At 68.7% G+C, this 20,431-nt stretch carries 19 protein-coding genes, 1 tRNA gene, 1 pseudogene and 1 riboswitch; of the genes and pseudogenes, 14 read left to right on the plus strand and 7 right to left on the minus strand.

What is annotated here, in order from left to right; genetic code table 11:
- Positions 1–100: 100 nt before the first annotated feature.
- The 4 genes from ACRX5W_RS00565 to ACRX5W_RS00580 all read left to right on the plus strand — a co-directional run bounded on the left by ACRX5W_RS00565 (position 101) and on the right by ACRX5W_RS00580 (position 3,717).
- Positions 101–1,465 carry a helix-turn-helix domain-containing protein gene (locus ACRX5W_RS00565; protein ID WP_436785869.1) on the plus strand — a complete coding sequence of 455 codons (1,365 nt, stop codon included), beginning with the start codon at positions 101–103 and terminating at the stop codon, positions 1,463–1,465.
- A gap of 29 nt (positions 1,466–1,494) precedes the next feature.
- Positions 1,495–2,013 (plus strand): NUDIX domain-containing protein, encoded by a 519-nt coding sequence (locus ACRX5W_RS00570; RefSeq protein ID WP_436785870.1) that lies wholly within the window; start codon positions 1,495–1,497, stop codon positions 2,011–2,013.
- A gap of 144 nt (positions 2,014–2,157) precedes the next feature.
- Positions 2,158–3,006 carry a hypothetical protein gene (locus tag ACRX5W_RS00575; protein ID WP_436785871.1) on the plus strand — a complete coding sequence of 283 codons (849 nt, stop codon included), beginning with the start codon at positions 2,158–2,160 and terminating at the stop codon, positions 3,004–3,006.
- Positions 3,007–3,009: 3 nt separating this feature from the next.
- Positions 3,010–3,717 (plus strand): RibD family protein, encoded by a 708-nt coding sequence (locus tag ACRX5W_RS00580; RefSeq protein WP_436785872.1) that lies wholly within the window; start codon positions 3,010–3,012, stop codon positions 3,715–3,717.
- A gap of 30 nt (positions 3,718–3,747) precedes the next feature.
- On the opposite strand, the gene ACRX5W_RS00585 is transcribed toward ACRX5W_RS00580, so the two are convergent.
- Entirely contained in the window at positions 3,748–4,161 is a 414-nt protein-coding gene (locus ACRX5W_RS00585; RefSeq protein WP_436785873.1) for a DUF4259 domain-containing protein, read from the minus strand.
- Positions 4,162–4,528: 367 nt separating this feature from the next.
- Here ACRX5W_RS00585 and ACRX5W_RS00590 point away from each other — a divergent pair, with 367 nt between their 5' ends.
- The 3 genes from ACRX5W_RS00590 to ACRX5W_RS00600 all read left to right on the plus strand — a co-directional run bounded on the left by ACRX5W_RS00590 (position 4,529) and on the right by ACRX5W_RS00600 (position 7,353).
- Entirely contained in the window at positions 4,529–5,650 is a 1,122-nt protein-coding gene (locus ACRX5W_RS00590) for a radical SAM protein (RefSeq protein ID WP_436785874.1), read from the plus strand.
- Entirely contained in the window at positions 5,643–5,825 is a 183-nt protein-coding gene (locus ACRX5W_RS00595; RefSeq protein WP_436785875.1) for a hypothetical protein, read from the plus strand. Before ACRX5W_RS00590 ends, ACRX5W_RS00595 begins: the two co-directional genes overlap by 8 nt.
- Positions 5,826–6,534: 709 nt before the next feature.
- Positions 6,535–7,353, plus strand: a complete 819-nt coding sequence (locus ACRX5W_RS00600) for a phosphotransferase family protein (RefSeq protein ID WP_436785876.1) — start codon at positions 6,535–6,537, stop codon at positions 7,351–7,353.
- Between the two features lies 1 nt (position 7,354).
- On the opposite strand, the gene ACRX5W_RS00605 is transcribed toward ACRX5W_RS00600, so the two are convergent.
- Positions 7,355–7,624, minus strand: coding sequence for a phosphatase PAP2 family protein (locus ACRX5W_RS00605; RefSeq protein ID WP_436785877.1), 270 nt, complete (start codon positions 7,622–7,624; stop codon positions 7,355–7,357).
- Between the two features lie 313 nt (positions 7,625–7,937).
- On the opposite strand from ACRX5W_RS00605, the gene ACRX5W_RS00610 reads away from it, so the two are divergent.
- A tRNA-OTHER gene (locus tag ACRX5W_RS00610) sits at positions 7,938–8,070 on the plus strand.
- A 70-nt stretch (positions 8,071–8,140) separates the two neighbouring features.
- Here ACRX5W_RS00610 and ACRX5W_RS00615 read toward each other — a convergent pair.
- A complete protein-coding gene (locus tag ACRX5W_RS00615; protein WP_436786739.1) occupies positions 8,141–8,986 on the minus strand; it encodes an ATP-dependent DNA ligase in 846 nt (281 codons plus the stop codon).
- Between the two features lie 114 nt (positions 8,987–9,100).
- Positions 9,101–10,036, minus strand: a pseudogene (gene ligD / locus ACRX5W_RS00620) (non-homologous end-joining DNA ligase); the annotation flags it as partial.
- 62 nt (positions 10,037–10,098) lie between these two features.
- Here ligD and ACRX5W_RS00625 point away from each other — a divergent pair.
- Positions 10,099–11,103: a Ku protein gene (locus ACRX5W_RS00625; RefSeq protein ID WP_436785878.1), complete on the plus strand. Its 1,005-nt coding sequence runs from the start codon at positions 10,099–10,101 to the stop codon at positions 11,101–11,103.
- A gap of 783 nt (positions 11,104–11,886) precedes the next feature.
- Positions 11,887–12,633: a transglycosylase family protein gene (locus tag ACRX5W_RS00630; protein WP_436785879.1), complete on the plus strand. Its 747-nt coding sequence runs from the start codon at positions 11,887–11,889 to the stop codon at positions 12,631–12,633.
- A 135-nt stretch (positions 12,634–12,768) separates the two neighbouring features.
- Here the strand turns inward: ACRX5W_RS00630 and ACRX5W_RS00635 are convergent, their stop codons facing one another.
- Positions 12,769–13,002: a hypothetical protein gene (locus ACRX5W_RS00635; RefSeq protein WP_436785880.1), complete on the minus strand. Its 234-nt coding sequence runs from the start codon at positions 13,000–13,002 to the stop codon at positions 12,769–12,771.
- 336 nt (positions 13,003–13,338) lie between these two features.
- Here ACRX5W_RS00635 and ACRX5W_RS00640 point away from each other — a divergent pair, with 336 nt between their 5' ends.
- Together ACRX5W_RS00640 and ACRX5W_RS00645 are read left to right on the plus strand one after the other, a co-directional pair.
- Positions 13,339–14,826 carry a VWA domain-containing protein gene (locus tag ACRX5W_RS00640; RefSeq protein WP_436785881.1) on the plus strand — a complete coding sequence of 496 codons (1,488 nt, stop codon included), beginning with the start codon at positions 13,339–13,341 and terminating at the stop codon, positions 14,824–14,826.
- A gap of 345 nt (positions 14,827–15,171) precedes the next feature.
- Positions 15,172–16,551 (plus strand): MmgE/PrpD family protein, encoded by a 1,380-nt coding sequence (locus tag ACRX5W_RS00645; protein ID WP_436785882.1) that lies wholly within the window; start codon positions 15,172–15,174, stop codon positions 16,549–16,551.
- Positions 16,552–16,810: 259 nt separating this feature from the next.
- On the opposite strand, the gene ACRX5W_RS00650 is transcribed toward ACRX5W_RS00645, so the two are convergent.
- A complete protein-coding gene (locus ACRX5W_RS00650; protein ID WP_436785883.1) occupies positions 16,811–17,212 on the minus strand; it encodes a YybH family protein in 402 nt (133 codons plus the stop codon).
- Positions 17,213–17,303: 91 nt separating this feature from the next.
- Here ACRX5W_RS00650 and ACRX5W_RS00655 point away from each other — a divergent pair, with 91 nt between their 5' ends.
- Positions 17,304–18,197 (plus strand): LysR family transcriptional regulator, encoded by an 894-nt coding sequence (locus ACRX5W_RS00655; protein ID WP_436785884.1) that lies wholly within the window; start codon positions 17,304–17,306, stop codon positions 18,195–18,197.
- Positions 18,198–18,234: 37 nt separating this feature from the next.
- On the opposite strand, the gene ACRX5W_RS00660 is transcribed toward ACRX5W_RS00655, so the two are convergent.
- On the minus strand, positions 18,235–18,435 hold the full coding sequence (locus tag ACRX5W_RS00660) for a hypothetical protein (protein WP_436785885.1): 201 nt from the start codon (positions 18,433–18,435) through the stop codon (positions 18,235–18,237).
- Positions 18,436–18,520: 85 nt separating this feature from the next.
- A riboswitch (TPP riboswitch) is annotated at positions 18,521–18,629 on the plus strand.
- On the opposite strand from ACRX5W_RS00660, the gene thiC reads away from it, so the two are divergent.
- Positions 18,622–20,370: a phosphomethylpyrimidine synthase ThiC gene (gene thiC, locus ACRX5W_RS00665; RefSeq protein WP_436785886.1), complete on the plus strand. Its 1,749-nt coding sequence runs from the start codon at positions 18,622–18,624 to the stop codon at positions 20,368–20,370. (Overlaps the previous riboswitch by 8 nt.)
- Positions 20,371–20,431 lie beyond the last annotated feature (61 nt).

Genomic DNA, 20,431 nt, shown 5'->3' on the forward strand with positions numbered 1-20,431 from the left:
GAAACAGGGCACAATCCATGCACTTTTGTGGCGTCGATGCGGCATCGTGGGAGCCGACCTGCGCATTTGGCTTGATGAAGCGGTCGGGGGAAAGGACGCCATGAAGCGCCACCTGTTCGTGCGCCAACGCGAAGCTCAAGGGTTCACGCAAGAATCCCTCGCCGAGGAACTCGGCGTGGACCGAACGACCATTGCCCGCTGGGAGACCGGCCGCAGCCGACCGCAGCCGTGGATGCGGCGGCGACTGGCCGCCGCGCTCGACGTGACCAACGGCGAACTCGACCGGCTGCTGGCTGGGGTCGAGGACGACGGTACACGCCCAGTGGTGAAGCAGGGGGGAACTTCGCCGACCGATAAACGTGGCAGCGACCGCCACCAGCTTACGTACCATCGGCAATTCGCAGCAGCGCTCGACGCGTTACTCAGCGTGGCGGAAGGAGACGTCGATCGTTCGCCGTCGGTGCGCGCGACCGCGTACGAGCCCGAAGCCGTCGAAGCCGCTTGCCTGGATTGGCTGGTGACGACGGTGGAGACCACCACGACACATGGATCCATCACGCTGACGGCGGCGAGCGTTGGCGAACTCCACTCGATGACCGAGACGTTCGACGCGCTGGATCGGCAATTCGGTGGCGACCAGTCGCGGGAGCTCGCGGCGCGATACCTCCGTGATCGAGTCGTCCCTCGACTCCGCGAGGCGGTCTCGCCGAAGGTGCGTACCGACTACTTCCAAGCGGCCTCGGTACTCACGGAGTTGATCGGCTGGATGGCGTACGACAGTGGCCGCCACGGCACGAGCCAGCGCTACTTCGTACAGGCCCTACGCCTTGCCGAGGCCGCAGGTGATCGTGCCTACGGTGGCTACATCCTCACGAGCATGAGCGACCAGGCGCTCTATCTGAAGAAGCCGGTCCAGGCTCTGCGGCTGGCCCGCGCCGCGTCCGAAGGCGTCGCACGGTCGACAGCCCCGGCTGTGGCAACCGAGGCGGCCTTGCTGGAGGCCCGCTCGCTCGCCGCGCTCGGGTACGCCGAGGCGGCCGAAGCAGCACTCGGTCGCGCCGATGCTGCGTACGAACGCACAGGGGCGGGCGATAGTCCGACATGGGCGGTGTCATTCAACGAGATCGTCTTCACGAGTCACGTGGGAGCGTGCTGGGCAGATCTCGGGCACGCCGAAAGGGCAGCCGCCGCGATCGAGGTGGCCACGGCCCAACCGTCATCCGGTCAATCACGCAGGCGCGTCTTTGGCCTGGTCCAGCAGGCCAACGTCGCCCTGCTGCGGCGTGACGTCGAGGCTGCGGCCGGCTTCGGGACGGAAGCGGCGACCATCGCGGGCGAACTCAATTCCGCGCGCTCCCGCAGGCACGTCGAGGAGTTGGTCAGCCGCATGGAACCGTGGTCTCAATGCGCGAGCGTGCAGGCGTTCGCCGATCACGCCCGTGGGCGTTTGGGCATGACCGCGTAACGCAGCCTGGTAATCAGTACGGTGAAGCCGTGACGCTTGAAGACGACCTGCGGGCCGAAGGCGCGCCCGAGAAGGAGTTTCACGCCGGAGTCGCGGCGTGCATGCCCCGGAAACGGACGGCCGGCGGTGCGCTGCTCCGCAACAGCTCCGGGCATGTGCTGTTCGTCGTCCCGGTCTACAAGCCGACGTGGGAGATCCCAGGCGGTATCGCAGAACCGGATGAGTCGCCGCGGGCGGCATGCGAACGGGAACTCCAGGAGGAGCTTGGGCTCGATGTGACGGTCGGGCGGCTTCTCGTCGTCGACTGGATGCCGACGCACGGTGTTTGGGGCGACGGGCTGATGTTCATTTTTGACGGCGGCACGTTGCCTGATGATTTTGCGTCCAAGGCGAACGTGCCTGCCGAGGAGTTGTCGGGGATCCGCTTCCTTCCCCTCGACCAGGCCACGGACCATCTGCGTCCGTCCATGAACCGGCGGCTCGAACAGGCCGTCGAGGCCGCCGCAGATGGTTCGACCCGATACCTGGAGTTCGGGCGCACTCAGTAACCCCATCGCTCACGGGACAGACCAACTCAAGCTCGCGCGTGACGCCACGTCACCTGCAACGCCGGGCAGTTTGAGGGACGTTGGGAAGGCGTTATCGTAAGGATCCGGCTGCCTCAGCGGTCGGCGCACTGCCGGAGGTGTGATGTGCGGCCGCAGGCCTTCGATCCGCGCAACGCGGAAACGGGGTTTTGGGGAAGGCCGGAGGTACACGTGTGCCTGGTCGGCCGTGACATCGGCGGGCTGTTCAAGCTCTACCTGACCTCCCATCCGGCGTGCACGCAGACTCGGTTGGCGCAGCTCACGCTGCATGACCGCTCGGATGTGTCGAACTGGGTCCGGGGCGTCCGTTCCGGAACGGTGTCGGATATCGACGTGCTGACCCGTATCGCGGACGGGCTTCATATGCCCGACCGCGCACGGGTGTTGTTGGGCATCGCGCCGCAAGACGTGGTGATCAGTGCCGTCAATGCGGTTGCTGTTCCTTCGCGACATCTTGCGGACCGCTCGTTACGGGTCGCCCTGTGCGGTAGTCGCGCGGGGGCTTGCGACCATGAAGCTATCGATCGGGCGGTTCGGGCGTTATCGCGCATGGTGCTGCGGCGCGAACCGGAGGTCGTACACGGGCCGGTCGGCGTCGGCATTGAGGTGATGACGTACATCGCCGATCACTACCGACCGGCCGAATTTGACCGCGTGGTAGGCGTTTTCGGACGTTCGAACGTCGTCCGAGGGGTAGACATGGTGATCGTTGTGGGCGGAGGCCCGGGTACCCAGACGGAGGTCGAGCTGGCGTTGGCCATGCAACGCCGCGTCGTGTCGATTCCAGGATCCGGCGGCGCCGCAAAGGCGTTCCATGATGTGGCCCGTCAAGATCCGTCACTGCGACCATGGATGACGGAGGATCAGTTCTCGGCGCTTGACGCTTGCCGGCAAGTCGAGGACGGCGTTCGCTACATCGAGTACCTGATGACCCTCGTAACGCCGGGAGCGTGAGCTGTGTCGTTCCAACGTCCCTACGTGCTGTTGTCGTTCGCGGCCTCGCTCGACGGCTACATCGACGACGCCACCGACCGACGCCTGCTGCTGTCCAACGACGAGGACTTCGATCGCGTCGACGAAGTCCGCGCCACCTGCGACGCCATCCTGGTGGGGGCGACCACGGTACGCCGGGACAACCCCAGACTGCTGGTGCGCTCCGCCGACCGACGCGCCGCGCGGGTCGCCGACGGCCTGACCGAGAGCCCGATCAAAGTGGCGGTGTCCAGCTCAGGGGACCTGGATCCCGCAGCCGCGTTCTTCACCGCCGGGGCTGTGGGCAAGGTCGTCTACTGCGTCGGCGACGGCGTAGGTCTCGCCAAGTCCCGGCTCGGCTCGGTCGCCGACGTGGTCGATGCCGGTGACCCGCTGGACCTGGAACTGGTGTTGGACGACCTGTACGAGCGCGGAGTACGCCGCCTCATGGTGGAGGGCGGAGGAACCATGCACACGCAGTTCCTCGCTGCCGGGCTCGTCGATGAAATTCACGCAGTGATCGCGCCGTTCTTCGTCGGCGACCCGGCCGCGCCGCGCTTCGTCAACGAGGGCGTCTTCCCTCACGGCCCCAACAACCGCATGGTTCTGGCGGAGACCCGGCAGATCGGTGACGTGGTGCTTCTGCGGTACGAGTTGGGAAGAGCCGCAGGCGGCTCAATCACGTCCGGTTGAGCGGTGTCATAGGGCTTGTGGCTGTGATCGTCAGGGGTGACAGCACGCATCGAGGATCATCCGAATATGGGCGATCACCTGGCGCCACTGAGGACCTCCACCCGCTTCATCCCAGAGTGCGGCGAGTTCCGAGTCCTCGGCCAGAACCCGGTCGAGCGCTTCGATCGCCAAAGGTCGCATGTTCAAGGCGAGTATCGGTACTGGACTCTGCGGTCCGAAGACGGAACCAACCGGCTCTCCGCCGGGACATTGAGCTGCGATCACCGCCGCAGCAGCGACGGCTTCCGCGCCTTCGAAGGCATCAAGGTAGCCGCGAGTGCCGATCGTGACAGCCAGCGCGTTACGAATGATGCCCTCGCGAGCCGGTACCGGAGCTTCGTCCAACGCGTCGGCGAAATCGGCTGCCATGTCGTTGTCGAACGGGCCGATGTCCCAGGTACCCATGCTTTCCCCTCGTGATCCACGCGGATGCTCGCATCAGCTACCGACACACGACTCGTGGAGGGCTGACTTGCCCACCTTGGGTGGCGATGCTCCGGTCGGTGAATTCCTGTCGTGATCAACTTCCCCGCCCAAGGCGGTGCTTCCAGCAGAGCCGGCGCGCGGCAGAGATGCGCAGTGTTGGACGCGTTCCACGGCATCGTGCTGCGGCACGCGTCCATTTCCCTGACGTGCATCCCGCACGATGCTGTTGCTTCAAGCGGCGCGTAATGGCCGGTGCTGAAGTCGTATCCGGGCGTTGCTGCGGCTGCGACGACGAAGGTGCTGAGCACCGACCACCGCGCGCCCGAAGAATCAGGGAGACGTCGTCGTGCACACACTGATCGCCAGCCCGTTCCTGGGTGAGTACGTGGTCCTGAGGCCGGGGCACGAACAGGGGTTACGCATACCTGCCCGGGCCTATCGGCAGCTTGAGCAGGCAAGCGTTCAAGGCGCCGTAGCACCGGCGTGGCTGAAAGCCGGCGCATCCGACGCCTGGGGCATCGAGCTCGGCGACGGACCGGTCGGTTCGGTGGTGAACGTTCGTCACGAGTCGGCGGCCGGGTACGCGCGGGCGTCCTGGGAGATCAACCTCGGCTGCAACTACAACTGCGAACACTGTTACCTGCCGGAACGTCCGTTCCGGGGGCTGCCGTTCGCCGACAAAGAACTGTTGCTGCGGCGGATTGCCGAGTCCGGGGTGCTGTGGCTCCAGATCACCGGCGGCGAGCCCTTGGTGGACCGCGACTTTCCGGACGCGTACGTTCTGGCCTACGAGCTGGGCATGATGATCCAGATCAGCTCGAACGGCTCGCGGCTCGCGAGTCCGAGAATCCTCGACCTGCTGACGAGTCTCCGCCCGTACCGGCTGACGCTCAGTGTCTACGGCGCGTCGGCGGAGACGTACGACGGCCTGACGCGGACGCGCGGCGCGTACAAAGCATTTCGCAAGGGGCTGGCAGCAGCGCATGAGGCCGGGTTGCCGCTGCGCCTGAACACGATCGTCACGCGCCACAACCAGCACGAAGCGGAAGCCATGCGCGCGCTTGCCGAGCAGTACGGAGCCGCCGGGCTTGAGTACGTCAACATCACGCCGACCTACAACGGCGATGCGGACGTCTTGGCCGCCCAGGCAGAGCAGAAGCTGCGTCCCCGCAAGCCGTTCACCGGCTGCAACGCCGGCATCACGCACTTTCACGCGGATCCGATGGGCTTGGTCAGCATCTGCAAGATCGGACGCGATCCCCAGTTCGACCTGCTCCACGACGGTCCTGGTGCGTTGACGAAACTCAGCGCCGTGGCCGACTCCCTCATGCTTCGCACCGGTGGCTGCTCCGGCTGCGCCCTGTCCGCGACCTGCGGAACGTGCCGGCCGATGGCGAAGGTCTACCAGGAGGCGAGGGCACCGCTGTCCTACTACTGCCAACACGCAAAGGAAGAGGTCAATGTCTAGCGTCCTTCTGTCCATCGAGCCGCATGCGGTCACACCTGCAGACATCGAGATCGTCGACCTCGACGGCGCCGAGATCAGCGACGACACGTTCGACATCGAGGTCATCGCTGACCTGGAGGGTCTGTCGGAGGACAACCGCTGCAGTTGCGCCGCCAGCGACGACAACCCGTACTGACGGACACGGGTCCGGCCCCGATGCGCCACGGCTCGGAGCCGGGCCCGTCCTCGGGCGACCTATAGCGTGGCGGCATGCAGCTTCGGTGGGAGTGGCTGGCCGCGCAGATCACCGTGCCATACGTTCCCGGTCTCGGGCCGGTCCATCCGGATGCCTTATCGGCCGAACTCTTCGAAGCAGTCGCCGAGTCGGCCCGTACCGGTGTCCTGTTGCCCTTCGACAAGGACCGGCGCTGGGGCATCGGCAAGTCCGAGCGCATACTTCCCGAAGCCCTCGCACACGGCTCCACCGACACGGTCTTCGGCACCGTTGGTACTCAGGAACCGCCGACGCTGCGGGTGTATCTGTACGGCTCCGAGCTTCGGCGTACGCGCTTGTCGGCCCTGGCCCGGCGGGTGGCGGACGGCGTTGGGCAGCCGACGTCCGTGCCGTCTGGTTCACTACGGCTGCCCTGCCGGGCGCAAGGGCGGTCAACGTACTGCTTAAGGACTTCGACGAGCATCGGCCTGCGGCTCGAACCCGAGAATGCCGGCTTTGCCTTCCTTGCCGACAAGTACGCGGCCGGTGCGCTCGGCGGGCCGATCCTCGCGGCCGTCGAGCACGACCGCGTCGCCGGAGCCATCGGTCCCCTGGAGATCGCACCGTCGCCTGATGGCCGGCTCCGCCACCGTGTGAACCCATCCGCAACCAAGACAAGGAACATCCCACGATGCCTGCGAACCGCGAGGCTTTCGCTGACCTCCCGGTCTCCGTACGTGCGGAAATCGAGCAGCGTACGGGACCGATCATCGACGCGCAGGACCACGCTGCGGGAAGGAACAGCCACATCTCCGCGCGCCTCGCCATGTCGACCGGCGCCGTGTTCGTCAAGGGCCTGCGGACCGACCACGCCCAGGCGTGGACACAGCAGCGCGAGGCCGATCTCAACCCGTATCTCGCCGGTGTCGCCCCGCGGTTGCTCTGGCACAGCGACACCGCAGGATGGGACTTGCTGTGCTTCGAAGCCATCGACGGCCGACATGCCGACTACCATCCGGACTCCGAGGACCTGCCGCTCGTCGTCGACCTACTCACCCGCCTGGCGACCGTAACAGCACCTGGCCTCGAACTGCGCGACGCTACACAACGCTTGGCCGATTACGTGGACGATCCAGCCGACGCAAGCCACTTCCAGGGTGACGCCTTGCTGCACACCGACTGGAACAACACCAACATCCTCATCACCGCCGACGGCCGTACCCGCATGGTGGACTGGGGCTGGGCCACCCGCGGTGCAGCGTGGCTTGATGCTGCGTACTGGGTGATCTGGCTCATCGCGTTTGGACACACGCCGCAGACAGCCGAGGCCCTCGCCCGCGAGGTGCCCGTGTGGGTTGAGGCAAACGATGAAGCTCTGTCCGTCTTTTCGGCGGCCAACGCCCGGTTGTGGTCGGAGATCGCGCAGCAAAGTCCGGCGGCATGGGCCCGGTCGATGGCCGAGGCATCGGCGGCGTGGGCGGAGTACCGAAGGGTCGCGTCGGCCTCCTGATTCAAGGGTGTTGCCCGCCCGGTTCAGTTCGCCAGGTGAAGATTCCGGCGGCGACAGCAGCTCCCATCAGCGCGCCAACGACGGTTTGGGCGGTCGTGTGGTCTTTGAGGATGACGCGGGACCAGCCGACGACGGCGACGACCGGGGCGGTGATCGCCAGGACCGGGCCGTAGGTCAGCGTCAGGATCACGGCGGTACCGCCTGCCACCGCTGTGTGGATCGACACCCGACCCGGAACTTCGCGTGGCAGGACGGCGGGAGGAGGGAGCATCCCCGCACCCGCGGGGATGCTCCGCCGGCGGGAGATCACCGAATCACGGCGTCATGCGACTCGTCGACTTTGGACGCCTACAGGTCCGTGCATGACGCCGTCTGCATCTGGCGCTGAACACGTCACGGGTGGTCTCGCCGGAGGGCGAGACCACCCGTCTCACAGAGCCGCCGTCGTTCCCGCCGGGCTGCTTTGTCTATCGCCGGAGGCACGTACTCGGTGTGCAGCGAGGGCAGGCCACCGCGGGCTCGCGTGAGCCCGCGGTGTGCCCGGACGCCGTGAAACAGTGAGTCAGCGGGTGTGACGAGGCAGTGGGGGGAATGTTGTTTGCGCAGATCAGGCGGTATGCCGCGGCACACCCCGTCAGTCTGCGTGATGGGGATGGGCGACTTGAAAACCGCTAACTGGGGTGACCCAGTTCGTGGGTTCGAATCCCACGCCCTCCGCTGGTGGAGAGTCGGTTCCGCTCGATGATCGGTCGGGCGGGGCCGGCTCTGTTGTTTTTGGGGCTGTGGGTCAGTCGCCGCGGAGGCGGATGAAGCGGAGGTAGGGGGAGCGGCCGGGGTCGCGTTGGGCTTCGGCGGTGAGGGGGGTGATGGGGTGGACGGAGCCGAGGTCGGCGTGGTCCACAGGGGGGTGGATGCGGTCGGTGAGGGCGGCGGCGACTTCTCGGGCTTGCCGGGAGTCGAGCTGAGGGGATGTCAGGGCCTGGGTGCCGTCGGGGAGTTCGGTGACGAGGGTGCGGGGTCGGCGGGGGCTGCCGGAGAAGGCGGTGACCTGCACGTCGATGGTTTCGCGGTCGCGGACTTTGAGCCAACCGCCGTGGCGCGTGGGGCGGTAGGGCGTGCCGAGGCCTTTCGCGACCAGGCCCTCGACGCCGGTCGGGGCCAGAGCTTCTCGCCAACTCATGGCCTCGGCGCGGTCGTTCGTGGCCATGACGAGTTGCAGGGGCGGTTCAACGCCGGCGAGCAGGGTGGTCAGGAGTTCCCAGCGTTCGCGCAGGGTGCGGTCGCGGATGTCGTGTCCGGGCAGGGCGAGGAGGTCGAAGGCGACGTAGGCGATCTGGGCGCCGTCGCGGGCGCGGGCTTTCGGAGGGCGGATCAACTGGCCGAAGGCGAACCGGCCTTCGTGCCATGCGCACAATTCGCCGTCGAGGACGGCGCCGTCGGGCAGGGACCGCAGCGCGTCGTCGAGTTCGGGGAAGCCGGGGGCGAGGTCGCGGCCCGAGCGGGCTTGGAGTACGGCGGGTTCGTCGCCGCGGGCGAAGGCGAGGGCCCGCCATCCGTCCAGTTTGATCGAGTACTGCGTGCCGCCGGGGAGGGCGTCCTCGGCGGGGACGTCGCGTACCGGCTTCGGGCGCATGACCGGAAGCGGTGGTTCGAGCACGCGTTCGAGCGCGGGTTCGGGCGGGCGGGCGGGTGCCGGGCGTCCGCGGGGTGTGCGTGTGCGTCCCGGTGGCCGGGCGGCACGTCCGGGGGCAGGCAGGGAGCCGGCCCGTCGTGGGTTCAGCATCGGGGCCAGGAGGTCGCCGTGCGTGCGTACGCGGTCGGGCACGTCGTCGATGGTGAAGACGAGATCGGCCGCCGCGGTCGCGGCCTCCAGTTCGTTCCAGGTGACCGGCGCCGAGACCATGGGGGTGTCGCGCGCGCGGGCGGTATAAGGGGTCGCGGTCGTCTTGGCCGCCGCGTTCTGTGAGAAGTCCACGAACACGCGGCCGGGCCGGGCCGACTTCGCCATGGTCGCGGTCATCAGCCGGGGGTGCGCCTCGGTCAGCTCCTCGGCGAGGGTCTTCGCGTACGCCGTGACCTCCGAAGAGGGGGTCGACGTGATGGGCACGAGCAAATGCAGTCCCTTGGAGCCCGAGGTCTTCGGGTACGCCGTCAGCCCGTCGGCGGCCAGCCGCTCCCGCAGCAGCCGGGCGGCGTCGCGGCACGCCAGGATGTCGGCCGGCGCGCCCGGGTCGAGGTCGAACACGAGCCGGTCGGCGATGCCCGGCTCGTCCTTGCGCCACTGCGGCGTGTGCAGCTCGGCGACCAGGTTCGCGGCCCACACCAGCGTCGGGAGGTCCTGGATCAGCACCTGCCGGATCGGTTCTCCCCGGCTCCGCGACGGTGTCGCGCCGGTCGCCACCCAAGACGGTGTCCCCTGCGGGAGGTTCTTGGCGACGAACGTGCCGCCGGCGGGCCCGTCCGGGTAGCGGACGAACGAGACGGGCCGATCCCGCAGGTGCGGCAGGATCGCCGAGGCGACGGCTGTGTAGTAGTGCACCAGCTCGGCCTTGGTGGTTCCGGTCGCCGGATACAGCACCTTGTCGAGATTGGTCAGGGTCAGCCGTCGGCCCTCGACCATGATGACCGGCACGGTTTCCTCCAGCCTCGGCGTCCCGCCCGTCCCGCGACCCGCGCGCAGCATGTCGAAAAAGTCGACATTTGGGATAATCGAGACTACTCCCGGGGTCGATGAACGGAGCAGTCGTGCGCGCTATCTGGAAGGGGGCGATCAGCTTCGGGCTGGTGAGCATCCCCGTCAAAGTCGTCTCGGCCATCGGTGGCGAGCACACGGTGAAGTTCCACCAGATGCACCAGAAGGACCAAGGCCGCGTCCGCTATCGCAAGGTGTGCGAGCTCGACGGCGAGGAGCTTGCGCCGAACGAGATCGTGCGCGGGTACGAGGCCGCCGACGGGCGTGTCGCGGTGGTCACCGACGCCGACCTCGCGGACCTGCCCCTGCCGACCGCGCGCACGATCGAGGTGCACGGGTTCCTCACCGCGGAGGACATCGACCCGCTGCGTTTGGGCAAGCCGTACTACCTCTCGCCGGACACCTCCGGCGCCAAGCCGTACGTCCTGATGCGCGAGGCGCTTCGGCGTGCGGACAAGGCGGCGGTCGCGAAGCTGGCGATGCGCGGCCACGAGATCCTGGCGCTGGTCCGCGTGCAGGAGGACGTGCTCGTGCTGCACCAGCTCTATTGGCCGGACGAGATCAACTCCACACAGGGTGTCGCACCGACCGAGAGGGTGCGCGTGACGGACGCGGAACTCGACATGGCGGACACGCTCATCGACGCACTGGGGACCGCGGACCTCTCGGAGTACCACGATGAATACCAGGCGGCCGTCGAGGAGTTGGTCACCGCGAAGCTGGAGGGCGCGGAACCGGTCGAGGCAGAGGTGCCGTCGGCGGAGGCCGGCGGCAAGGTGATCGACTTGATGGCCGCGCTGCGGCAGAGCGTCGAGGAGGCCAAGGGCGGCAGGGCGAAGCCGGAGCCGAAGGAGACGGACGCGAAGAAGACGGTCTCCAAGCGGGCGCCTGCGAAGAAGACCGCCGCGAGGAAGAGCACGGCCGCCAAGAGCACGGGGGCCAAGAGCACGGCGGGCACGAAGTCGACCGCGAAGAAGAGCACCGCCAAGTCCGGTTCGGGCGGCGGGAAGTCGGGCGCGAAGACCCCGGCGAAGCGCCCCGCGCGCAAGACCGGGTGAGCGTCGGGTGAGACAAACCGGTTGGTAAGGAAACGGGCGGCTTGCCGGGAGCCGCCCGTTTTTCGTGTGCGAAGTGTCCGGAATCACAGATTCCGAGTGGTCCGGAATCATTCTCCCGATCATTGTCGGCACATGATCGGTTTCATTCGTTTGGCGAATCTTCGCAGTTGAGCGGGACGTGCCCCGGTCGAGCGGAATCAGTAATCCCTATTTGGGCGAACGACAAGCGCCGGGGTCGTGTGAACTCGGTCACGCGCAAATAACAATCCGGACAAAGAAGGGCGTTAGGCCCTTCGTGTCGGCCGCGACGGCGGCGCATGAGGCGTAACGGCGTGCGTACTTGCCGTCATCTCACTGCACTGGGTGATTGATTGTTCGCGGACCGTTGATCATGTTTGCTCAAACGGGACGAAACGTGCCCCACAGATCACTTCAGCAAACCCCAAGAACGCAAAAAGACACGTTCGGGTGCATCGGAAAAACGCGGGCTGACCTGCGACAACATCGAAGGAGGTTGATAACGCCCCGATAACCTGCTTATGGTCTCGGCCATGTGCAAATCGCACCCCGTGGGTTCTCGGCTCGGTCATTGGTGCCGAGATCCGCGCCTGGGAGGGACGCGGAACCAGCGATTGCCGGAACACCGTCCGCCGCAAGGCGGGCACGTTCCGGCCCCGGTGTGGCACGGCCTTCGGGCTCGCGCCGCCCGCCGCCCCACGGGAATTCCGAGAGGAATGTATGTCTCTCCGTCACGCTTTTCGTAGCGACAACACCCACCGCGGCATGGGCCGTACCCAGCGCCGCCTGCGTACCGCCGCCGTCGCCGGTGCCGTGGTCGCCGCACCGTTCGCGGGTGTCGCAGCCGCCGGGTCCGCCGAGGCTGCGAGCGTCTCCACGTGGGACAAGGTCGCCCAGTGCGAGAGTGGCGGCGACTGGTCCATCAACACGGGCAACGGCTACTACGGTGGCCTGCAGTTCACGCTGAGCACCTGGCGGGCCTACGGCGGCACGGGCATGCCGCACCAGGCGTCGAAGTCCGAGCAGATCCGGGTCGCCGAGAAGGTGCTCGCGGGTCAGGGCCCGGGTGCCTGGCCGGTGTGCAGCAAGAAGGCCGGCCTCACCAAGGGCGGCGGCAGCCCGGACCTCGGCAGCGTGCAGACGACCAAGCCCAGCACCCAGACCAAGCCGTCGACCACCACGAAGCCGTCGACCACCAAGCCGACGACCAAGCCGACGACGACGAAGCCCAGCACGTCGAAGCCGACCACGACCAAGCCGTCGACCACGAAGCCGACGACGAAGCCCGCGGTCACCGAGTCGCAGGCCGCGCCGGTCCAGACGGCTCCGGCGCAGGCTCCCACGGCTCCGTCGACCGGTGACTACGTCGTCCAGTCGGGTGACACGCTGAGCCAGATCGCCGCGGCGCACGATGTCCCGGGTGGCTGGCAGGCGCTGTACGCGAAGAACCAGTCCGTCGTGGGCTCCGACCCCGACCTGATCTTCCCGGGCCAGACGCTCGCGCTGCGCTGACCCGGAGCAGACACGCGAAGGGCCGGCACCACCAGTGCCGGCCCTTCGGTTTGTCCGACCGCGCCGGTTCCCGGATGACGCGGGGCATTCGGCGCGCGGGTCGAGTCGAGGCGCGCCCGAACTTTCGGCGACGCCTCAGCGTCGTACGTGGCCGCCGATGGGCAGGGGGCCGTCGACCAGGTGGCCGCACGCGCGTTCCATGCGGCGGGCTATGTCGCCGACGCGTTCGAGGAGCAGGCACGCCCGCTCGCGATCGCGTTCGCGCCACTCCAGCGCGTCGGATCCGTCCGCAGGACGCGGCCCGGGCCGCGGGCGACCCTCGGCAGGCCCGGTGCCGACCTCGGGTGTGCGGCGCGCGATCTCGTCCATGTTCCGTCGAATTCCACAACTTTCAGGGACTCATACGTCTTCTGATGGATCGTTATGCGTGATTCCGATCACGTCCGTGATCGCCATGAAACACGCGCGCCGCGGAAGTTGACCGCCGGAACCGCCAACCGGCGTGTCTGACAGGCCAGTTGGCGGGGATGTGCTCGCGCGTGCGAACCAGCGTGCCGTTGTCCCGCTTTCGCGGTGGTTGAGGGGTCCGTTCGGCATGATTCATCCGAGTTCGTTCCGTTCGAACGAGCCGTACGCCTCCACCAGGACGCGTGAATTCCCGGACCACTCAGCGGGAGGGGCCCGGAGCCGGTCAAACTGCTGTCCATGACGACCCTCATCGCCGGCGCCAATCTCGCCGTCCCCGCCGGGGACCTCACCCTGGTGATCCGCTGGTCACCGGGCACGTACGGGTACGGCGCCGCGGCCGTCGACGCCTCGGCTCTGCTGGTGACGGCGTCCGGACGCGTGCGCTCCGACGACGACTTCGTGTTCTACAACCAGCCGCAGTCCGCCGGCGGCGCGGTGGCGCACCACGTAGGGCAGGCAGGCACCGAGTTCCTGACAGTGTCCCCGTACGCCCTGCCCCCCGACATCGAACGCGTGGTCGTCGCGGCGTCGGTGCACTCGGGGACGTTCGGCTCGGTCGTCGGGCTCGCGCTCGACGTGGTCGACGCATCCGGCACCCCGGTCGCGACCTATCCGGTCACCGCACCGCGCGGCACCGAGACGGTCCTTGTGCTCGGCGAGCTCTACCGCCGCCAAGGCCAGTGGAAACTGCGCGCGATCGGTCAGGGATACGACACCGGCCTCGCCGGCCTTGCGACCGACTACGGCGTCACCATCGCCGACGACACCGAGGCGGCGATGGTCGCGCCGCCGCCCCCGGCGTTCATCCCGCCACCCACCGCGCCCGCAGGGGCCGTCCCGGCCGCCGCGGTCGCCTTCGGCGCCCCGCCACCCGGCATCCTGCCCGCCGGCGCACAGGTGGGCGGCGCAGGTTGGGCGCCGCCGGCGTACGCCGACGACACGACGATGAGGCTGCCCAACCCGGCGGCCGATCCCGACACCGCAGGGCTGCCACCGCAGATGGGCGCGATGGTGTCGCTGCGCAAGGAGGCCGTGCGGGTCACGTTGGAGAAGAAGGGTCTCACCGGCGTGCGGGCGCGGGTCGCCGTCGTGCTGGACCGGTCGGGGTCGATGAAGCAGCTCTACAACGGCGGCACGGTCGGCCGCCTCATCGAGCGCATGGCGCCGATCGCCGCCAAGCTCGACTCCGACGGATCGCTCGACGCGTGGATCTTCGCCGACGACTTCGCGCGCCTGCCCTCCCTGCGCATCCCCATGCTGCCCGCGTGGATCGACGCGAACGTCTACATCACGTCGCGGGGCCGCCAGTTGCCGCCGCTGCCCGGCGGCGGCTCGCGCCAACCCGACCATCTGGCGCGCGTGTTCGGCGGCAACAACGAGCCGCTGGTCATCCGCGACATCATCGACTTCTACCGGTCCGAGCCCGGTGACCCCGTCCTGGTGCTGTTCTACTCCGACGGCGGCGTCAACCGCAGCAGGCAGATCAGCGAGCTGCTCACCGCGGCGGCGAGCCTGCCGATCTTCTGGCAGTTCGTGGGGCTCGGCCGGGCCGAGTACGGCATCTTGGAGCGCTTCGACACCATGCCGGGGCGTGTGGTGGACAACGCGGGCTTCTTCCGGGTCGACGACTTCGACGCGGTCTCCGACGGGGAGTTGTACGACCGGCTGCTCGGCGAATTCCCGCAGTGGCTCACGGCGGCGCGCGCCCAGGGCATCGTGCGGTGACGGCGGCGCCCGTGCCCGACCGCCGCCTTCGCCGCCGTCGCCATGGGGCGGTACAGCCGCGATGAACGCGCTCGCAGTCGGGTAAAACCCTGTGGGGCGGGGGCGTACGCGTACCGCGCCCCTACGACCCGCCCGCCCCCGGAGCTCGCGCGCCACCGCTTCACCGACCGCATCGAGCCGAATCGAGCCCAGCCGAGCCGCTTCAGGCGGCATCGAGCCGAATCGAGGGAGTGGTCCGATGGCCGCGAGACCCATCGACGCCTGCGCTGGCTGCGCTGCCTGCGCCATCTGCGTTGTCGCCCGTGCCGGCGGTGTCGTCGCCGTCGACGACGCGGGGAGGCAGGCATGACCGTCGCCACCCACCTCGCGCTGTGGGCGCTCGGTCTGACGGAGAAGAACACCCCCGATGATGTCCGCGACGCCGCGTGCCGGCACCTGCTCGACGGGGTCGGCAACGCCATCGCGGCGTTCCGCCTCGGTGCGGCGCAGCCCGCGGTCACGGTCGCGGCCGGGCTCGGCGGGCCGCGCAAGGCATCGGTCATCGGGTCGACCGGGCCGCGAATCTCGCCGCCGGCCGCGGCGTTCGCGAACGGGGCGCTGGTGCACGCGCTGGATTTCGACGACGCGCACCCTGCCGGGCTCGTGCACGCCACCGCCGTGGTGCTGCCGGCCGCCTTCGCGGTCGGGCAGGAGACGCGGTCGTCGGGGGCGGAGGTCGTGCTCGCCGCGGTGGCGGGTCTGGAAGCGGTGTGCCGTATCGCGTCCGCCGCGCCGCACGCCTTCCACGCCAGGGGGGTGCACGCGACGGGCGCCGCCGGGGTCTTCGGTGCGGCCTTGGCCGCGGCGCGCCTGATGGGACTGGGCATGGACCGCACCGTCAACGCGCTGGGCATCGCCGGGAGTTCGGCGGGCGGGCTGCTGGAGTGCCTGAACACGGGGGCGTCGACGATGCAGCTCCATCCGGGGCAGGCGGCGGCGAACGGCATCCTGGCGGCGCGGCTCGCGGCGGCGGGAGCGTCCGGACCCGAGACGGTCTTCGAGGGGGATTTCGGTTTCTACCGGGTGCACGCGGACCGCGAGCTGAGCCCGCATCAGATCCTCGGCGGGCTCGGCGAGCGCTGGGAGTTGGCCGACATCGCGGCGAAACCGTATCCGTGCGCCCAGCTCATCCACGCGTCGCTCAACGCGGGTGCCCGGGCCGTCGAGCACATGGCGGAGGCGGGGCTCGGCGCCGACTCCGTCGAAGCGATCAAGGTCTCGGTGCCCCGGGAGGCGTTGGCGCTGGTCTGCGGGCCGGACAAGGCGTACCCGCGCACGGTCCACGAGGCGAAGTACTCGCTCGCCTGGTCGCTCGCCGCGATGCTGACCGACGGGTCGGTGGGAGTCGACACATACTCGGAGGGCTGTACGCGGCGCACGCAGGTGAGCCTGCTCGCTCAGCGGGTGCGGTTCGTGCAGGTGCGCGGCGACGGACCTCCCGCGACGGCACCGGCACGGCTGACCCTGCGGTTCAAGGGCGGTCGTCAGCTGCGGGTCGAGGCGGCGGCGGTCGCGACGCTCTCCGACACCGCGCTGGCGGCGAAGTTCCACGCCAACGCGGGCGGGATGACGCCGGAATCCGATCAGTTGGCCGCCCGGATTCGGGCCTTGTCGACGGTCCGCAGCCTCGGGCCGCTCCTCGATCTGACCGCGCGTGTGGCCTCCGCGGGGCAGGCGGTGTCATGACGCACAGGCTCGGGGCCGGCGGCTCAAGGCCGGTCCCAAGCCTGTGGATAACTTGTCGCGCGCCGGTGTGCGCCGGAGTGCGCTGTGCACTCCGGCGCAGCCTGGTCGGCATCAACAGCATGGATGTGACCTGCGAGGATGCTGTACATGTCGGGCTCGCGGACTGATCCGGGCAACTGTGCACAGCCTGTGGACAACTGTTTTCCACAGGCTCTCCCCTGTGAATTTCGGGTCGTACGAATTTGCCCGCCCGCAACTGTCAGGCATCCTTCGGCGCAGCCTCCGGACGGTCGATGATGCGCAGCCACGTCCCGTCCGGCTGCCGACGGGCGACCTGGACCCGACCGCCTGTGCCGTCGGCCGGCTTGGTGGACGTTAGCGCCAGGTCGCCGTAGCGGACGGTGGGCAGCGGTTCCTCGACCGCGAACGGCTGCGTCGCGTACTCGACCAGGCGCTCGCAGACTGCGCGGATGGCCTCGCGGCCGACCGTGGTCGAACCGGGCGGGAACGCCAGCACTGCGTCCGGCTCGTAGAGCGCGGCGAGCCCGTCGGCGTCCTTGGCGTTCGCCCGCTCGACGAACAGGCGGGCCAGGTCCTCGGGCGTCTTCGCGGTCTCCCGCGCGGTGTTCGTCGGCCGGGTGTTCTTCGCCGGGGTATCCATGGTTCCTCCCTATGTTTTTCGAACTCCACCCTCCGCCGGTTCCCACCAGAAGTCCAAGAGATAGTCCGTATCACCACTAGAATTATTGGTTATGGAACTGCGTCAGCTCGCGTACTTCGTCGCCGTGGCCGAGGAACGCAACTTCACCCGCGCCGCCGAGCGCGAGCACGTGGCCCAGCCCGGTGTGAGCGCCCAGATCAGGAGGCTCGAACGCGAGCTCGGGCAGGAGTTGTTGGACCGCAGCGGCCGGGGCGTGCGCCTGACCGAGGCCGGCGAAGCCGTGCTGCCGTACGCCCGGGCCGCCCTCGCCGCCGTCGAAGGGGCCCGGTTCGCGGTCGACGAGCTGACCGGGCTCATGCGCGGACGCGTCGCGGTCGGCACCGTCACATCGCACAACGTCGATGTGGCCGCGCTCCTCGCCGCGTTCCACGAGGACCACCCGGCCGTCGACATCACGCTGGCCGAGGCGCACAGCGACGCCCTGGTCGACGGCCTGCGCGCCGGGGACCTCGACCTGGCGATCGTCAGCGTCGGAAAAACGGTCCCCGACGGCCTCGACTACGAGGTGGTCACCGACCAGCCGATCGTCGCGGCGGTCGCGCCCGACCACGAACTCGCCCCGCACGACACCATTTCGCTCGACACGCTGCGCGGCCGTCCGCTCATCAGCCTGCCGCGCGGCACCGGGCTGCGGACCCGGCTCGACGAGGCGTGCGCCGCAGTGGGTTTCGCACCGAGGATCGCCTTCGAGGCGGGCGCCCCCGAGGTGTTGGCCGAGCTTGCCGCACGCGGCCTCGGAATCGCCTTGCTGCCACGCTCGTTCGCGCTCACCCGCGCGGACCGGCTGTGCGCGGTGGCGATCGAACGCCCCGCCCTGCGCGGCCGTCTGGTCTTCGCGTGGCGCGCGGACGGCCCCGCGCGCCCGGCGGGACGGGAGTTGGTGGTACGGGCGCGTGCGATGGCACGCGCCGCGAAATCCGCCTGACGTTCCGTCACAGCCGCCCTGTGCCCTGCCGTCGGGATCAGCCGCACGCGCCCTGCTTGTACACCGTCCGCGGCGCCTGGTAATCGACCACCGTCACCAACTGCCCGATGTCGAAAGGCTCTCCGGGATTCACGGGGTACGCCAAGAACGCCTCGGAGCCGCCGCGCACCTGCACCATGATCTCCCCGACCAGCCTCGGGCCGACGCGCCCGGTCACCTTGCCCCGCATGCCGACCATGGGTTTTTTCTCGTCACGGCAGGCGGTGACGCGCAGTTGGGATCCCCCTCTGGTCCGCGGTCCCGGGCTGTGCGAGGGTGTATGTCGACAGATACACGGGAGCTCGGGGCATCGGGCTGAGAGGGCGCTGAGGCCGCGCCGACCGCAGAACCTGACCGGGTAATGCCGGCGTAGGGAGTTTTTTCCATGTCGACGCACCACTCGGCCCTGTCCGCCCAGGGCAAGGTCACCACGGGCGCCATCTCGCCCGCGCACCACAAGCAGTACCTGATCGGCTCGCGCGACGACCTGCGTGTGCCGGTGCGGACCGTCCACCTGACCAACGACGCCACCGTGCGGCTGTACGACACGTCCGGCCCGTACACCGACCCCGCGTACGAGGTCGACGTGCGCCGCGGCCTCCCGCCGATCCGCGAGGCGTGGATCGACGCCCGCTCCGACACCGAGAGGTACGACGGCCGCATCGAGGCGCTCGGCACCCTCCCCGGCACCGGGCCCATCCGACCGCGGCGCGCCCGCGCGGGCGAGACTGTCACCCAACTCGCGTACGCCCGCAGGGGGATCGTCACCCCGGAGATGGAATTCGTCGCCATCCGCGAGGGGTTGCCCGCCGAGACGGTCCGCGACGCCATCGCCGCGGGCAAGGCGGTGCTGCCGGCCAACATCAACCACCCGGAGATCGAGCCGATGATCATCGGCAAGGACTTCCTGGTGAAGGTCAACGCCAACATCGGCAATTCGGCGGTGACTTCCTCGATCGAGGAGGAGACCGACAAGCTGGTGTGGGCGATCCGCTGGGGGGCCGACACGGTCATGGACCTGTCGACGGGCGCCGACATCCACAGCACCCGCGAATGGATCGTCCGCAACTCGCCGGTCCCGATCGGCACGGTGCCGCTCTACCAGGCCTTGGAGAAGGTCTCCGGCAAGCCGGAGGAACTCACCTGGGAGCTCTACCGCGACACCGTCATCGAACAGGCCGAGCAGGGCGTCGACTACATGACCGTGCACGCGGGCGTGCTCCTGCGGTACGTGCCGCTCACCGCGCGGCGCAAGACCGGCATCGTCTCGCGCGGCGGCTCGATCATGGCGGCGTGGTGCCTCGCGCACCACGAGGAGAACTTCCTCTACACGCATTTCCGCGAACTCACCGAGATCCTGCGGGACTACGACATCACCTACTCGCTCGGCGACGGCCTGCGTCCGGGCAGCACCTACGACGCCAACGACGAGGCGCAGTTCGCCGAGCTCACGACGCTGGGCGAACTCGGGCGCATCGCCCGGGAGATGGACGTCCAGGTGATGATCGAGGGCCCCGGCCACGTGCCGATGCACAAGATCAAGGAGAACGTCGACCTCCAGCAGGAGATCTGCGACGAGGCGCCGTTCTACACCCTCGGTCCGCTCACCACCGACATCGCGCCGGGATACGACCACATCACCTCCGCGATCGGCGCGGCGATGATCGGCATGTGGGGTACCGCGATGCTGTGCTACGTCACCCCGAAGGAGCACCTGGGCCTTCCGGACCGCGACGACGTCAAGGCGGGGGTCATCGCGTACAAGATCGCCGCGCACGCCGCCGACCTGGCCAAGGGCCACCCGACCGCGCACGAGTGGGACGACGCGTTGTCGGACGCCCGGTTCGAGTTCCGCTGGCAGGACCAGTTCGACCTGGCCCTCGACCCGGACACCGCCCGCACGTACCACGACGAAACCCTCCCGGCCGCGCCCGCGAAGACCGCGCATTTCTGCTCGATGTGCGGCCCGAAATTTTGCTCGATGAAGATTTCACAGCAGATCCGGGACGAGCACGGTGACGGGTCGTCGGCCGTCGAAAGCGGTTACGGCCCCGAGGTGTTGGAAGGGATGCGGGCGAAGTCCGAGGAGTTCGCAGCCCAGGGCAACCGGGTCTATCTTCCGATCGCCGACTGAGGCACCGGTCCGCCGGCGCCTGCCGACGGGTGCCGTTCCGGGAGGCCCCGGGACGGCACCC

The sequence above is a fragment of the Yinghuangia sp. YIM S10712 genome (assembly GCF_051388935.1).
Lineage (GTDB): Bacteria > Actinomycetota > Actinomycetes > Streptomycetales > Streptomycetaceae > Yinghuangia.